The sequence below is a fragment of the Bifidobacterium xylocopae genome, assembly GCF_003315615.1.
GTDB classification, from domain to species: domain Bacteria; phylum Actinomycetota; class Actinomycetes; order Actinomycetales; family Bifidobacteriaceae; genus Bombiscardovia; species Bombiscardovia xylocopae.
In genome coordinates, this window is record NZ_PDCH01000011.1 from 49,268 (window position 1) to 64,589 (window position 15,322).

Annotated in this window: 10 protein-coding genes, 1 tRNA gene and 1 pseudogene; 8 read left to right on the forward strand and 4 right to left on the reverse strand. The window is 62.5% G+C overall.

Going from position 1 to position 15,322, the window contains the following annotated elements; translation table 11 throughout:
* Positions 1 to 65: 65 nt before the first annotated feature.
* Positions 66 to 482 carry a DUF3052 domain-containing protein gene (locus tag CRD59_RS05845; protein ID WP_113853747.1) on the forward strand — a complete coding sequence of 139 codons (417 nt, stop codon included), beginning with the start codon at positions 66 to 68 and terminating at the stop codon, positions 480 to 482.
* A 124-nt stretch (positions 483 to 606) separates the two neighbouring features.
* On the opposite strand, the gene CRD59_RS05850 is transcribed toward CRD59_RS05845, so the two are convergent.
* Positions 607 to 680, reverse strand: a tRNA-Val gene (locus CRD59_RS05850).
* A 153-nt stretch (positions 681 to 833) separates the two neighbouring features.
* On the opposite strand from CRD59_RS05850, the gene CRD59_RS05855 reads away from it, so the two are divergent.
* The 7 genes from CRD59_RS05855 to CRD59_RS05885 all read left to right on the forward strand — a co-directional run bounded on the left by CRD59_RS05855 (position 834) and on the right by CRD59_RS05885 (position 10,633).
* Positions 834 to 2,555 carry a hypothetical protein gene (locus tag CRD59_RS05855; protein WP_161522287.1) on the forward strand — a complete coding sequence of 574 codons (1,722 nt, stop codon included), beginning with the start codon at positions 834 to 836 and terminating at the stop codon, positions 2,553 to 2,555.
* 170 nt (positions 2,556 to 2,725) lie between these two features.
* Positions 2,726 to 4,378: an alpha/beta hydrolase family protein gene (locus CRD59_RS05860; protein WP_113853749.1), complete on the forward strand. Its 1,653-nt coding sequence runs from the start codon at positions 2,726 to 2,728 to the stop codon at positions 4,376 to 4,378.
* A 137-nt stretch (positions 4,379 to 4,515) separates the two neighbouring features.
* Positions 4,516 to 5,253, forward strand: coding sequence for a DNA repair protein RecO (gene recO / locus CRD59_RS05865; protein WP_113853763.1), 738 nt, complete (start codon positions 4,516 to 4,518; stop codon positions 5,251 to 5,253).
* On the forward strand, positions 5,250 to 6,044 hold the full coding sequence (locus tag CRD59_RS05870) for an isoprenyl transferase (RefSeq protein ID WP_113853750.1): 795 nt from the start codon (positions 5,250 to 5,252) through the stop codon (positions 6,042 to 6,044). The genes recO and CRD59_RS05870 overlap by 4 nt, the downstream gene beginning before the upstream one ends.
* A 250-nt stretch (positions 6,045 to 6,294) precedes the next feature.
* Positions 6,295 to 7,725, forward strand: a complete 1,431-nt coding sequence (locus CRD59_RS05875; protein WP_113853751.1) for an amidohydrolase — start codon at positions 6,295 to 6,297, stop codon at positions 7,723 to 7,725.
* 224 nt (positions 7,726 to 7,949) lie between these two features.
* A complete protein-coding gene (locus CRD59_RS05880; protein ID WP_236632763.1) occupies positions 7,950 to 9,122 on the forward strand; it encodes an MFS transporter in 1,173 nt (390 codons plus the stop codon).
* Positions 9,123 to 9,205: 83 nt separating this feature from the next.
* Positions 9,206 to 10,633: an amidohydrolase gene (locus tag CRD59_RS05885; RefSeq protein ID WP_113853753.1), complete on the forward strand. Its 1,428-nt coding sequence runs from the start codon at positions 9,206 to 9,208 to the stop codon at positions 10,631 to 10,633.
* Positions 10,634 to 10,731: 98 nt separating this feature from the next.
* Here CRD59_RS05885 and CRD59_RS05890 read toward each other — a convergent pair whose 3' ends face one another.
* From CRD59_RS05890 to CRD59_RS05900, 3 genes and pseudogenes are all read right to left on the reverse strand, one after another.
* Positions 10,732 to 12,252 (reverse strand): glycoside hydrolase family 32 protein, encoded by a 1,521-nt coding sequence (locus CRD59_RS05890; protein ID WP_113853754.1) that lies wholly within the window; start codon positions 12,250 to 12,252, stop codon positions 10,732 to 10,734.
* Between the two features lie 134 nt (positions 12,253 to 12,386).
* Positions 12,387 to 13,679 carry an MFS transporter gene (locus CRD59_RS05895; RefSeq protein WP_113853755.1) on the reverse strand — a complete coding sequence of 431 codons (1,293 nt, stop codon included), beginning with the start codon at positions 13,677 to 13,679 and terminating at the stop codon, positions 12,387 to 12,389.
* A gap of 200 nt (positions 13,680 to 13,879) precedes the next feature.
* Positions 13,880 to 14,927 (reverse strand): annotated as a pseudogene (locus CRD59_RS05900) (LacI family DNA-binding transcriptional regulator).
* Positions 14,928 to 15,322: the final 395 nt, after the last annotated feature.

Below are 15,322 nucleotides of genomic sequence, written 5' to 3' on the forward strand. Positions count from 1 at the left end.
TCCTGTGTGCCGGTCCGGCGGGAGCCCGCTTGGATGTGTCCGGGGCGGGTTGCTATGCTGTTGCTGTGGCTGAGACTACAACCAAGAGAGCAGAAGAATTCGACTTCCATCCGGGCTCCATTGTCCAGGAGTGGATGTGGGACGATGACGTCGATGACGACATTCGCCAGCAGATCGAGGACCTGACCGGCGAGGAGCTGGTGGATGAGGATTATGACGCCCAAGTCGACGGTGTCATCATCTGGTGGCGGGACGGGGATGAGGAGGACGATCTGGCCGACACCATCGTCGATGCCTCCACCTCCCTGGAAGACGACACCCCTGTCTGGGTCCTGACCCCGAAGCCCGGTCGGGACGGCGCCCCCGGTCCCAGCACCGTGTCGAACGCGGCGAAGACCGCCGGGATGAACTCGGCGGTGCCGCTGACGGTCAGCAGGGACTGGAACGCCACCAGGTTGCGCGCTTTCGGCAAAGGCAGGTAACCATGTCGGCGGCTGTACAGCATGGGGGGGTACAGCCAGTCGGGTTTCGTCCCTTCGGGCGAGCAGACACGAAACAATTATTGGGACAAGTCTGTCTCGCCGTTGTAGTACGCGTGTCCCGCTGTGGGCGATGAGGGATTCGAACCCCCGACATCCACCGTGTAAAGGTGGCGCTCTAACCGGCTGAGCTAATCGCCCGATGGCGCGCCGCCTGGGACCGCAGCTCCTGCGGGCGCGACTTCCCATAATAGACCGATATGCGGATAACGGCCGTTTCGGTCGTAACGCACACGTAAGCTTGGGACTGAGCAAATGGTCCCCGGCAAGAAAGGGCAGGAGGTCGATGTCGCCATGGCACAAGAGCCTGAATCCGATCGGAGCGAAGCGATGATCGCGCGTGCTGGCAAGCACAAGTGGGGATATGACACCGATCAGGTGGATGCCTTCCTGGCCCACGCCCACAAGCTCTATGAGAGTGACGTGTCCAAGCTCACCCAGCGTGACATCGGGAACGTCTCCTTCGACCTGTGCAAGAACGGATACATCATCCCCCAGGTGGATGCTGCCCTGTCACGACTGAGCCGGGCCGTGTCCGACCGCCTGACCTCCTGGCAGATCGGCCAATACGGCCAAGCCCGTTGGATTGAATCGGCCGTCGGCATCCAGCAGGAACTGGCTGTCCATGCCCTACGGGCGGAAGGTGAACGGTTTGCGCCGGGCAGGGAGGGTGACCCCTCCTACGACCGTAAGCAGGTGGACAGGCTGGTGGACCAAGTGGTGGCCAAGACCGCCAGCCAGTTGGGCCTCGAATCAGTGGATCCGGAGGATGAACGCAATCTGGCCGACATCACCGCCGACCGCGTGTCCAATGTCATCTTCACCCAACGCCGGGGCAAGCATGGCTATGACGAGCGCCAGGTGGACTATTACCTGGTACGGGCCGTCGAGCTTCTGCAGAAACTTGAATCCTACATCCGACTTGGAGCCGGGGCGACCGCCGCTAAGCCGGCTTCCATGCCGGGATCGGGGGAGGGCAAGTCCCCGTCGGACGGGGGCATCGATCCCGGGGCCGACCTCTTCGCGGATGCCGAGGCGACAGCTGCCATGACACCCCTCAAGGATGCCGGGGCGGCCGATACCGTGATTGGTATGCAGCCGGTGGCCGGGGCCGGGTTCGAGGACGATGAAGTGGTTGCCGACGATACGGGAGGTTCTTCGGTTCCGGCCATGGCCCAGGATGACACCGGGCAGGGGGCGGCCGCAGGCGGGGACGAAGATCGCTTTGACCGGCTCCATGAGGCTGAGCAAGCCATTTTCGAAGGTGCGGATGGGGATGCAGGCGTTGAACCGGCTGCTGCTCCGCCGGCGCCTGCTTCAGTGCCTGTCTTCCGGCAGCCTCGCCGGTCCGGGGTCATGCAAGGACGTGCCGGCGAATTGCCGGCCAGGGTAACCCAGCCGGTTCAGGATCCCGTACAGGCAGATGTTCCGGCTGCCCCTCCGGTTCCTGCGGCAACGGGAACCCGGCGGCCGGGTCGACGGACCCAGCCTGGCCAGCCCGGCACCGGTCGGGTGCAGACTCCGGCTGCCCCGCCGGCTCCAGACGTGGCGAAGGAATCGAATTCATCACTGGCGGCTTTGGCCAGGTCCGCTGCCACCAGCCGGTCCGGCGGGGCTTCGCAGCCGGCACCTGCGTCCGCTGGCCAGCAGGTCGCAAGTGGGGTTTCCGCACCTGCGTCGACCCGGACCGCCACTGCGAGACGGCAAGATCCCCCGGTCCCGTCGTCGGAAACGGATTCGGTCGAGCGGCCTGCGCCTCTGGAGGAGACCGCCAGTTTCAACCCTCTGACGGATTGGGAAGACGAAACGGGAGCTACAGACACCTCCGGTATAGGCGGCAACCCGCCCGAAGCGGTGGCTGCCCCACAGGCTCCGGTTCCTGCCGCCCGTCGGGCTAGGCATGATGCCAATCCGGAGGAGGAACTCTTCGATGTTCACCTGCCCGAGGTGGATGCGGACATCCCTAGCCTCTCCTTCCCGTCCTTCGATGACACGCAGGAGCCTGGCGATAACTGACGGGGTGCCTTCCTCATCCCTTATGATGTCCCACCTGCCGGCTACACCGCACCCCATTCGGCTCTTCGGGCTGTTCGGATAGAATGTCCCCCGTGTCGAAACGAGCGAGCCAACCCGAAGCGGCGGAGGAGCACCCACAAGCCATTCCTAGGACCTGGGGCCGTCGGATCATGGCTTGTCTGCCGGTCTTCATCATCCTGATGGGTATCCTCGTCTCCATCTCGCACTTGACCGCTGTGCCGTGGAAGTATGAACCCGTCGACCAGAATATGGAGACGCTGACTCCTGATACATCGGTGACTTTTGACAATCCCCAACGGGTGCCCATGGAGCAGGTGGGCGCCTACCCGGTCACGCACCGTTACGCCTGGGTGGACGCCAGGCGGTCTGCCACCGGGGAGGTCCAGCGCATCCGCGTGCAGGTGCGTGAACCCGTGGACGCTCCCGGGCGTCGGCCCGCGATCCTGTTCATGCATGGGGCGGGCTCCGGCACCTGTGACGATTCCTTCGGTGACGTGGCCGGAGCGATGGCTTCCGCCGGCTTCGTGACCGCCGTGACCGACAAACCGATGTGGTCCACCACCGACATCGACCGGGATTATCCTGCCTCCGCCAAGGCCTACGACAAGGTGATCGAATATCTGCGAGGCCAGGCGGAAGTGGATCCCGACCAGGTGGGCATATACGCCACCAGTGAGTCCACCTGGATCTCCTCCTTCCTGTTAAGGGACGATAAACGGATCGCATTCCAGATTCTGCTGAGCCCTATGGTCTATTCGCCAAGGCATGCCTTGGGCTTCTTCGTGGCGCAGGATTTTGCCATCGCCGGCGCCAACCCCGGTTACCAGTCCGTCGTCCGACGGCTGTTCTCCACCGACGCCGACCTGTTCGGTCTGCATAACCTGGACATCGAGACCGGCGTCAGAAGCGCCTATGCGATCCCCACGCTGGTCGCCTATGGCACCAAGGACGTGATGACCGCGCAGGTGGAGGGGGCTCAGAAGATTCTGGCCCTGGCCCACGATGCGGGCAATTGGAACGTGAGCGTGCGCTCCTATGCGGTCTCCAACCATGTGCTTCGACTGGGGGATGAGGCCGTCGCAGGCACGCCCCTGGCCGACCACTATCTGAAGGACATCATCGACTGGAGCCAGGGACAGGTACACGCCCTTCAGCAGACCTCCCCACCGGTGGCTGGGGCAACCATCCACCAGTCGATCGCAGTGCCGCTGGATTTGTACGGCCGGCGCAAGCTCACCGTGTACATGATTCTTGTACACTCCAGTGCACTGGTGTTCCTGCTGGTCTCGGCCCTGCTGGTCCTGACCGCCGGGATCGTAAAACTCGTCCGTCTGTTTAGGAGGGACAAGCGCCCGGTTCTTGGTTTTTCCCATGGTTTCGGCGGCTCGCTGGCGCTCATCGCCGGTTCCACCCTGGCCGCCCTGCTGCTTCTGGGGGCCGGCCTGGGACAGGTAATCCAGGCCCTGGTCAAGTTGGGTTGGGGTGGCGTACCGGACCCCGCCGGCGTGAGTGACTGGTCCTGGCCGGTCATCCAGGTCGTCTCCGCCCTGGTGGTGTGGGCCTGGTCACGGGTGTTGGTGCGCCTGCACGAAGTGGCGACCGTGGCTGGGGTGCGTCGCCTCCCCAGGCAGGACAGGCATGATGGTTGTAAAAGGACGGTCATTGCCAGCAGCCTTAAAGGTCATGATTCGCAGTCTGCACTGGCTTCCAGCCGTTTGGGCCGTGTTCTCTTCGGGTCAACGGCCCTGGCCATGCTGTCCCTGCTTCTGGTGTTCGCTTTCTGGGGGTTGTTCATCTACTGAAGCCAGCGGGGGCTCCATCCGCGTCGGGGTGACCTGCCATGTTCACTGATGGGACAGCGCATATGGATTTGTCCGCCTGGCCGGCGAACATGACGGTGGATGCCACGACGGTCGGCGGATCGTGGGGGAGGGACGGCATGGCGACTTACCGGGACCAGGGTGTGGTGCTTCGCACGGTGAAACTCGGCGAGGCCGACCGCATCATCACCATCCTGACCGAAGGGCACGGCAAGGTGCGGGCGGTGGCCAAGGGGGTGCGCCGGACCAAGTCCCGCTTCGGATCCCGCCTTGAACCTTTCATGCGTGCCGACCTCCTGCTGGCCCGTGGACGCAGTTTGGACGTGGTATCGCAAGCCGCCTCCCTGGCCGCATACGCGGACCCCATATGTGCCGATTACGATCGCTACGCCAACGGCGGTGTGATTCTGGAGGCCGCGGACAAGTTGGTCTCCACTGAGCACCAGCCCGCCAGGCCCCAGTATCTGCTCCTCATAGCCGCATTGAAAGCCCTGGCGACCGGTGCGCGCGACCCCCGACAGATCTCAGCCTCCTATCTGATGCGGTCCCTCGCCTTGGCTGGCTGGCGACCAAGGTTCGATTCCTGCATAGTGTGCTCCAAGTCCCCGAATCAGACGGAGCTGTCCTATTTCTCGGTCGCCGGTGGCGGGGTGGTCTGCCAGGCCGACCACACGCCCGAGGCCGTCCGGGCCGGGGCCCATGTGCGCTCCCAGCTGGAGGCGCTGACGGATGGTGATTGGGGGAGGCTGGGTCCCGGGCCCTTGGACCCGCAGACCGACCGGCTTGTCGAGAAATGGGGCGAATACTATCTGGAACGTCCTATCCGCTCCCTGCGGCTACTAGATTCAACCCTATGAGCTTTGACGGCATGGACTACAGTTCCCTGAGTGTACCGGACGCACCGTTCGCCGATCCGGGCCGCGTGCCTCGGTTCCCTTCGGAGGCGGTTCCCAGGCATGTGGGGGTCATCATGGATGGCAACGGCCGCTGGGCCAAGAACCGCGGGTTGGTGCGCACCGAAGGACATAAGGCCGCCGAGCCGGTGGTGTTCGACACAATCGCCGGAGCCATCGAGGCCGGTGTGCGTTACTTGAGCCTGTACACCTTTTCAACGGAGAATTGGCGGCGGAGTCCGAGCGAAGTACGCTTCCTGATGGGGTTTTCGCGTGACATCATCCACCGTCGTGTGGCGCAGATGGACAAGTGGGGGGTCAGGGTGCGTTGGTCGGGCCGCAGGCCCCGCCTATGGAAGTCGGTCATCGACGAGTTGGAAGTCGCGATGGAGCGCACCAAGCGGAATACGACCATCGATGTGGTCTTCTGCATCAACTACGGGGGAAGGGCCGAGCTGGCCGACGCCGCTACGGCCATAGCTCATGAGGTGGCGGCCGGGCGGATCAAGGGCGCCAAGGTCACCGAGCGGATGATCGCGGAGCACCTATACAACCCGGATATCCCCGACTGCGACCTGGTGATCCGCACTTCGGGCGAGCAGCGGACCTCCAATTTCCTGCCCTGGGAGGCCGCCTACGCCGAGCTGGCCTTCGTGCCGGAGCTGTTTCCGGATTGTGGGCGTGAAGTACTGTGGCGCGCCATTGATGACTATGTCCATCGGGATCGCCGCTTCGGCGGGGTCAAATCCAGGTGATGAGCGGAGAGCGACGGCTTGCCGACTTCACCACATATGTCCAATCCGGGGCTTCGGCCATCTCTCTTGTTCGCAGGCCGTGCCTGACGTGCCGGACCTGATGGGGTGCGGGCGCGTAGATGCGAAGTCATCGCGGATGTCGGTGGATTGAGTGTGTTCGTTTCTGGAAAAGTGTAAGATAGGTCACAGGGGACGATGGAAGTCGCCGAGCGGGAGAACCCGCATGGACGCTTACACAAGGAGCGACGTCATGGATGACAAGCAAAGAATCATTCAAATCATAGAAGATAAAAAGCAGGAGTTCATAGACGCTGCTGACCGGATCTGGGAGACCCCGGAGACCCGTTTCGCCGTCAAGGAGTCCGTGAAGCCTCATTACGAAGTACTCGAGAAGGAAGGGTTCTCGATCGAAAAGGGCGTGGGCCATATGGATTACGCCTACGTTGCAAGCTGGGGCTCAGGGCACCCGGTCATCGGCATAACCGGGGAATACGACGCCCTCGGTGGCCTCAGCCAGGTCGCTGATCTCGGTGAGCACAAGCCTTTGGTCGAAGGTGGCAACGGACAGGGGTGCGGTCACAACATCCTGGGTATGGGTGCCGTCGCCGCCGGTGTTGGCATCAAGACCTTCATGGAGGAGAAGGGGCTGAAGGGGACGATCAAGGTCTTCGGCTGCCCGGCCGAGGAGTCCGGCTATGGCAAGGCCTTCATGGCCCGCGATGGTGTCTTTGACGGGCTGGACATGGCCCTGTCCTGGCATCCCATGGATATGACCAGTGCTTGGGGTTCGTCGAGCCTGGCCGTCCTGCAGGCCTACTTCGATTTCACCGGTGTGCCGGCCCATGCGGCTGCGGCGCCCGAGCTGGGTCGCAGCGCCCTGGATGCCGCGGAGCTGATGAACGTGGGTGTGCAGTTCCTGCGCGAACACATGATCGATGATGCCCGTATCCATTACGCCTTCATCGATTCCGGAGGCGAGTCCGCGAACGTGGTCCAGTCCCACGCCCGGCTCTATTACTTCGTGCGCGCCCCGAAGATGCAGCAGACTCAGGATTTGCTCAGGCGCGTCGAGAAGATCGCCAAGGGCGCGGCCATGATGACCGAGACCGAGGTGAAGGAGGAGTTCGATGCCGCCTGCTACAACTTCGTTCCCAACCACCCGCTGACCGAGGCCATCGACCGGAACCTGGACATCGTCGGCCCCCTCCCGCTCACGGACGAGGAACTGGAATACGAACGCCGGTACACCGATACCATCCCCGAGGCCGGCAAGCAGAGGGTCCTGGCCCGTACTCAGGAAGCCTTCCCGGAATTGCCTGCGGATGAAATCCGGAAGCTGGCGGAATCCACCATGGCCCTGAAGAAGTACCCGCTGGTGTTCTCGGAGAAAGCGGTCGGGTCCACTGATGTCGGTGATGTCAGCTGGCAGACACCCACCGCGCAGTTCAATGGTGGCTTCGAGCCCCAGGGCACCTCGCCCCATTCCTGGCAATGGGCCGCGAACGGCAAGTCCTCGGTGGCCCACAAAGGGCTGCTGTCGGCTGGTGAGACTCTGGCGCTGACGGCCTATGACGCCCTGACCGATCCTGATCTGCTCAAGCAGGCGCATGAGGACTTCGACAAGACCTTCGAAGGGGAGGAATACAAGGTCGTCATCCCCGACGACGTCATGCCTCACTGACGGCTGGTTCGAGTCGACGGACCGGCATCCCCCATGCCAATGAGGGTGCCGGTCCATGCATGAGAGGGACACAACGGCACAGACCGTCCCCCACGAACGGGGGGTTATGGGGGAATATCCGGCCTGATCCTGGCTGGGCGGAGGGGTGCACAGCTCAGGCTGCACCCAAGACACAAGACACTATGGAGAGTCATACACCGATGCAACTGAAACAATCTTCGAAAATGGCGAGCGGGACGCTGATCTTCTCGCTGATGGCCGGCTATTCGATCGTGTATATGGATAAGAACATGATCTCGACGGCCATCATCCCGATATCCGAGCAATACCACTTGGATTCCGGGCAGACCGGCATCATTATGTCCGCCTTCTTCCTGGGGTACTCGCTGATGCAGATCCCCAGTGGCTGGCTCGCCGACAAGCTGGGGGCCAAGAGGGTACTGATGGCCTCGATGGCGATCATCGGCTTATTCAGCTATATGTTCGGCTTGGCCAACGGGTTGGCCTTCTTCATAGCCGTGCGTTTCTTCGCCGGTATGGGTCATGGCGGCTATCCGCCGTCCTGCTCCAAGTCGATCGCCGAGAACTTCCCGCAGGAACGGCGGACGTTCATGCAATCGCTGATCCTGTCAACTTCGGGCATCGGCGGGATTCTGGCCTTCACCCTGGGTGCGAACCTGGTTTCGGCCAACTGGCATCTGGCGTATGGGGTTTTGGGGACGCTCTACCTGCTGGCCTGCCTGTGCATCTTCATCTTCGTGCCGTCCAAGCCCCGTCAGCCCAATGTCGACAACGCCCCTGGCGAGAAGAAGATCGGCTTCCTGCAGGTGCTGAAGAACAGGAATGTATTGGTGCTGTTCCTGGCCATGCTCCTGCTGAACATCCTGCTGTACGGCAACATCTCCTGGATGCCCACCTACATCAAGACGACTTTCCATCTGAGCATCACCCAGGCCGGGCTGTTGCTGTCCTTCAATGCCATCTTCCAGACGGTTGCCACGGTGTTCGCTGGACAGCTGCTGTCCAAGTTCTTCCTGGGGCGTGAAAAGCAGGCGATTTTCGGGGCGACCGTACTCAGCGCCATCCTGGTCATCGGCTTCGTGCTCTCCCGCAACATCTGGGTCTCGTTGCTCCTGCTGATCTTGGTGTCATGCGTTTCCATGGTCGCCTTCACCGGCATCTTCACTTGGCCCCATAAGATCATGGATCCGCACATCATCGGATCCTCGATCGGCATCATCAATACCGGCGGCACTCTGGGCGGCTTCCTGGCTCCTATGATCATCGGCTTCCTGGTCAAAGCCGCCAGCGGCTCCTTCGTATGGGCCTTCACATTCATGGCCGCTGCGTCCATCGCAGCCGGCCTTATGGTGCTGTTCGTCAAGATCAGGAAGTGACGTTCGTCCGTGCGGTGGGGGGCATGTGGCCCCACCGCACGGAGACACGGCATCGGTACAAGCGGTCAACAGAAAGGATTGTCATGGACGACAAGCAACGCATCATGCAGATCATCGAGGAGAAGAAAGAGGAGTTCATCGAGGCGGCCGACCACATCTGGGCGACGCCCGAAACCCGGTTCGCCGTCAAGGAATCCGTCCAGCAGCACTACAAGGTTCTGGAGAAGGAAGGTTTCGACATCCAGAAGGGCGTCTCCCACATGGACTACGCCTACATCGCCAGTTGGGGCTCGGGCAAGCCGGTGATCGGCATCACCGCCGAGTACGACGCGCTCGGTGGCCTCAGCCAGCAGGCGGATGTCCCCGAGCCCAAGCCGGTGGTGGCCGGAGGCAACGGGCAGGGGTGCGGTCATAACATTCTGGGTACGGGCGCCCTGGCTGCAGCCGTCGGTATCAAGACCTTCATGGAGGAGAAGGGGCTGAAGGGCACAATCAAGCTCTTCGGCTGCCCGGCTGAGGAATCAGGCTACGGCAAGGCCTTCATGGCCCGCGATGGCGTCTTTGACGGTCTGGATGCAGCCCTCACCTGGCATCCCATGGATTATACGCAGGTATGGGCCAACTCCAGTCTGGCCGTCATCCAGGCCTACTATGACTTCACCGGTGTGCCGGCCCATGCGGCTGCGGCGCCGGAGCTGGGTCGCAGCGCCCTGGATGCCGCGGAATTGATGAATGTGGGTGTGCAGTTCCTGCGTGAACACATGATCGATCCGGCCCGCGTGCACTACGCCTTCATGGACGCCGGCGGCGAGTCCGCGAACGTGGTCCAGTCCCACGCCCGGCTCTATTACTTCGTGCGTGCACCCAAGATGGGCCAGGCCAAGGACATCTGGGACCGGGTGACGAAGATTGCCAAAGGTGCGGCCATGATGACCGAGACCGAGGTGACGATGGAGATGGACTCGGCCTGCGCCAATTACATCCCCAACCATCCGCTTTCAATCGCCATGGACAAGAACCTGGATATCGTCGGCCCCCTGCAGCTGACGGACGAGGAGATGGAGTACGAGCGCAAGCTGGCCGACACGGTCGAAGGCGCGGGTTCCAGGCTTCTGGACCGGGCCCAGGCCAACTTCCCCGATCTGCCGGCCGATGAGGTCAAGAAGATGGCGGAGTCGTCGATGATGCTCAAGAAGTTCCCCCTGCACTTCGATGACAGCGCCGGAATCTCCACCGATGTCGGCGACGTGAGCTGGAACGCCCCGACCGCACAGTTCAATGGCGGTTTCGAGCCCCAGGGTACCTCACCGCATTCCTGGCAGTGGGTGTCCAACGGCAAGTCCTCGGTGGCGCACAAGGGGCTGCTGATGGCCGGCAAGACCATCGCCCTGACTGCCTATGACGCGTTGACCGACCCCGACCTGGTCAAGGCCGCCAAGGAGGACTTCGACAAGGCGATGGACGGCGGCCACTATGAGTCGATCATCCCCGATGACGTGATGCCCCGCTGAGGGGTTCCGTCTCTGGAATGACGGAAGGCCCGCCCCGGATGGGGCGGGCCTTTGTTGTGGCGGTCAGCAGCGCTGGCCTGGTGGGCGATCGCGGACCGTCAGCGGCCTGTGCCCTCCCAGATGGTGTCCGGGGTGGCGATGGAGAGTGACGTGATCATGGCCTTGCCCTCGCCGGACTCCGTGATGAGACGAATGGCACGGGGGCCGTCTGCGGGGAAGGAGTATGAGGACATGACTTCCAGTCCGTCGTTGACATACACTTCGATGGATCCGCGGTCCACGATGATGCGCAGCTTGAGGGATCCGGCGGACTTGTCAACCGGCGCGGTCCGGTAACCCCGGTCCCCGTATGTGTTGCAATGGCGGTCGATGACGACCCGCTCCAGCTGGTCGTCATAGCAGACGAGGGTGTGGTCGCCATTGGGGGTGCGGTGCAGTTCCAGTCCGATGCGTTCGGCCTGGGAGCTGGACAGGTCGATGTCCATTTGGATATCGGCCGTCAGCGCGTCGGAGACCAAGTCACGGCTCTCGTTCACACCGAGTTCGATTGGGCCGAAATCGCGCTTGTCCTTGTCCAGCTCGGCGAATTCCCGGATGGGCCGGGTGCGCAGGTGGTCCTCGGCCAGTGTCACTTCGCGAGGTAGTGTGAACTGCCCGCACCAACCGTCGTCCTCCATGGGGATCGGCTGGGTGAAGGGGGCCATCCAGCCGAAGACCAGCCGGCGGCCGTCAGGCGCTTGGAAGGTCTGCGGGGCGTAGTAATTATGTCCGTCGTCCCACAGATGGAAGTCCGTCTCCTGGTGGAAATCCCCACCCGGCTCCCAGCTGCCGATCACGTAGCCGGCATTGTTGTGGTTGCGCGCTTGGAACCCCTTGGGTTCCAGTCCCATCGCGGAGTAGCAGATCACCCACTTGTCCCCGAGGGGGAACATATCAGGGCACTCCAGCATGAACACGTCGGGGTCCGGATGCCTGTAGATGGGACGATCGAAGGTCCAGTTGACCATGTCGTCGGACCGGTACATCCAGATTTCGCCCTTGTGTTCGGGGGTTGACACACCGAACACCATGCGCCATTCATCGCCCTGCTTCCAGACCTTGGGGTCGCGGAAGTGGAGGATCCGGTCGTCGGGGCAGGGGACCACGACACCCTTCTTCTCGAAGTGGACGCCGTCGTCTGAGACGGCCATGCACTGCTCCTGCAGGTTGCCTTCATCCTCGTTGACTCCGTTGCGCCAGCGGTGGCCGGTGTAGTAGATCACCAGCTTGCCGTCGTCGGAGACGACCGCAGACCCGGAGAAGACACCGTCCTTCTCGGCTTCGAAACTCGGCGCCATGGCCAGGGGTTCACGCCGCCAGGTGACCAGGTCGGCGCTGGAGACGTGGCCCCAGTGCATGGGTCCCCACTGGGTGCCGTAAGGGTGGAGCTGGTAGAAGGCGTGGTAGCGCCCCTTGAAATAGCACAGTCCGTTGGGGTCGTTGATCCAGCCGCCGTCCGAGGCGATGTGGTCGAGGGGGTACCAGCGGTCATTGCGCTTGGCGGCGAAGGCGGCGACGCCTGCCGTCGCCTTCGCCAACTGTTCGCTCTGGTCATATGTGGGCATAGACTCAATGTTCATCCTTGAGCATTCCTTTCATTGTTGCGTGTGCGCCCCCTTGGCTACTTGGGCCTGCAAGGGGCGCACACCATTCATTTATCGGATTGCGGTCAATTGCCGTGGGCTTTGGCCGCACTTGCACAAGCGCAGCCCGATCAGGCGGCGTCGGCCTTGGCTGCCAGTTGCTTGTCGGTGTAGAAGGGCTCGCCCTCCACCTGCTGGTCGTCCTTCTTGAGCACGAACATGCCGTAGATCAATGCCACCAGCACGACCAAGGAGATGGTGTAGAAGGTGGTGCGGTCGCCGGCGGCATCGTGCAGGGCGCCCAACGGGGTGGAGAGGAGTACCTGTCCCACTTGCGAGGCGATCTGGAAGCCCACCATGTACAGGGTCGCGGACAGCTTCGGGTTGAAGTGCAGGGTGAAGTAGCGGAAGGCCGGCAGGGAGAAGAGCGGCACTTCGATGGAGTGGAAGAGCTTGACGACGGAGACCATGATCGGGTCGTGGAAGAAGCCGCACAGTCCGATGCGCAGGAACATGACAGTGGCACCGAGCAGCAGGGAGTTGCGCACGCCAATCTTGCGCATGATCACCGGGACCACGCCCATCATGGCGGACTCCAGGAAGACCTGGAAGCCATTGAGAGTGCCATAGACGGAGTTGCCGATCTCGGGGGTAGCGAAGAGGTTGGCATAGTAGGTGGGGAACATCTGCTGGTCGAAGACCGTGTAGAAGGTGTTGGTGAACATCATGAACACGATCAGCAGCCACAGGGCCGGCATGCCCAACACCATCAGCATGTCGTGCAGGGAGGGGTTGGTCTTCTCGTTCGGGTCGGACTCCTTCTTCATCTCGGTCTTCTGCTCGGCCGGGATCCAGAAGGCATAGACAAGGATCATGCCGACACCGAAGGCGGAGCCCAGCCAGAAGTTGATCATGGGATTGATGTTGAAGACGAAGCCGGCGATCAGGGCCACGATCGCGTAGCCGAAGGAACCCCAGGCGCGCGACTGGCCGTATTCGAAGCCGAACTTGCGAGAATAGCGTTCAGTCACGGCCTCAAGCAGGGAGCAGCCGGACATGAAGCCGGCGGACAGGACGATGGAGCCCAGCAGGGCGCCTGCCATCAGGTTCGTATGCATGAGCGGCGCATAGATGAACTGCACGAACGGGCCGACCAGGGCGGCGATCACCGAAATGAAGATCGTCAGGCGACGCTTGATGCCCAGCTCGTCCTGGACGATGCCGTAGACGAACATGATGATCAGGGTGCCCAGGGAGTTGATGGAGTAGACCGTGCCCACCTGCGTGTTCGTCAGGTGCAGACCCGTGGCCAACCAGCGTTGGTAGAAGGACCACCAGATGCCCCAGGAGCAGAAGAACAGGAATATTCCTGTGGAGCTTTCCAGGTAGGAGGGGTTCCTCCAAGCGGACATTTTCTTGGCCATGGTTGCCTCTTTCTCAATGTCGTGGGTCGAGCATCACCGCCCGGTCCGTGGCCACGAAGCATTCTTCGCTTCGTTTCCCCTATCGAACATTCTAGGACGTCAATCGTTTAACGTCAAACGATTGATGTATTGCGACCGAAAGAGTGGTATTGAGAGCGCTCACATGCAGGGAATGCGCCTGCTTGCTGGGATTGTGACTGTCAGATGTCGGCGACGGAATCCTTTTCGAGCAGTCGGCAGCGTATCAGGGCCGGGGTCGCCGCATCCATGGGCGGTAGGGGGGGCGCCGAGCCTGCTCGACCCGGCGGGGTTCGGTGTCCGTTTTTCGATGAGGGATACCAGCTTGGTGGCCGCCCAGAAGCCCATTTCGTAATGGGGCAGGGCGATCGTGGTCAAGCGCGGTGCGAGGGTCTCCGCGAACACCCGGTGGTTATCGACCCCCACAACGCTCCAGTCGCGTCCGATTGTCAGACCACGCCGGGCCGCGGCTTCGTAAACGTACCAGGCGCGTGCGTCGTTGAAGCAGAAAAAGCCGTCGGGCCGGGCCGAACGGATCATGAGTTCCACCCCGGTCATGGCTTCCTGGTTGAAGCCGACATTGACCGTCAACGAAGGGTCATATCCCAGGCCCGCCTCTTCCAGCGCCTGGCGATATCCCCTGAAGCGGATGCCTTGGGCGAGGATGGGGTCCTTGTCACCTATGTAGGCGATCCTCCGGCAGCCTGCATCTATCAAACGGCGGGTTGCGTCGTAACCGATGGCGAACTCGTCGGGGGCTATTGCGGGGAAACGGCCGGTGCGTTCGCTCGCATTGGCGACAACGACCGGCGGCTCGGCCAGTGAGCCCGGCACGTCGGCCACCCTGTCGTACATCTTGGCGTAGAGGAAACCGTCGACCCCGTAGCGTTTCAGTGCGGCGATCTGCCGCCCCTCATCGGCCACACCGTCGGTGGAGACGGTGATAAGCATGTATCCCAATCGGGCGGCTGCGTCCTGGGCGCCCATGATGATACCGCCCGCATATGGGGTGGTGGCCACCTCCTCGGAGATGAAACCTAGGATGCCGGTGCGTGAGGTGCGTAGGGAACGAGCCAGGGGATTGGGGCGGTAGCCCATGGATTTGGCCTGTCCGCGCACCCTCTCGGCGATATCCGCCTTGACGCGCCCTTTGTCGCGGTTGTTCAGGACCAGGGAGACCGTGGAGACCGAGACCCCGGTGGCTTGGGCGATCTGCTTCATCGTCGTCATCCGGGCCCTCCTTGTGGTTTTGTCCCTAACGCAAGCATATAAGCAGGGGGGACGGGGGCATTGCCGGCTGAGCGGATGCAGCGCCACCGCGCCGGGGCCTTGGAAGATTCGGCTGCCCTGTTTCATTGTTTGGCCGGCTTGGCGGATTCCGGGGGGGGGGGGGGGCTGTCCCGGGGTCCCGCCGTACAGGACTGAAGCCGGGCCGCCTGCGTACGCTCCCTGACCCCGACAGGGAATCGGCGTTGCAGGTTTCAGATCCTCGGGGCCCAAGCGAAATCCGGCCGAAGAGTGAACCCCACCCTAGGGTTATCCCGCTTGTTATGGCCGGTCACACCCGTTTTGGTTACTCCGGCACCCCGGCCCGGCTCGGCGGGTGTTCCATTCAGGCATGCCCC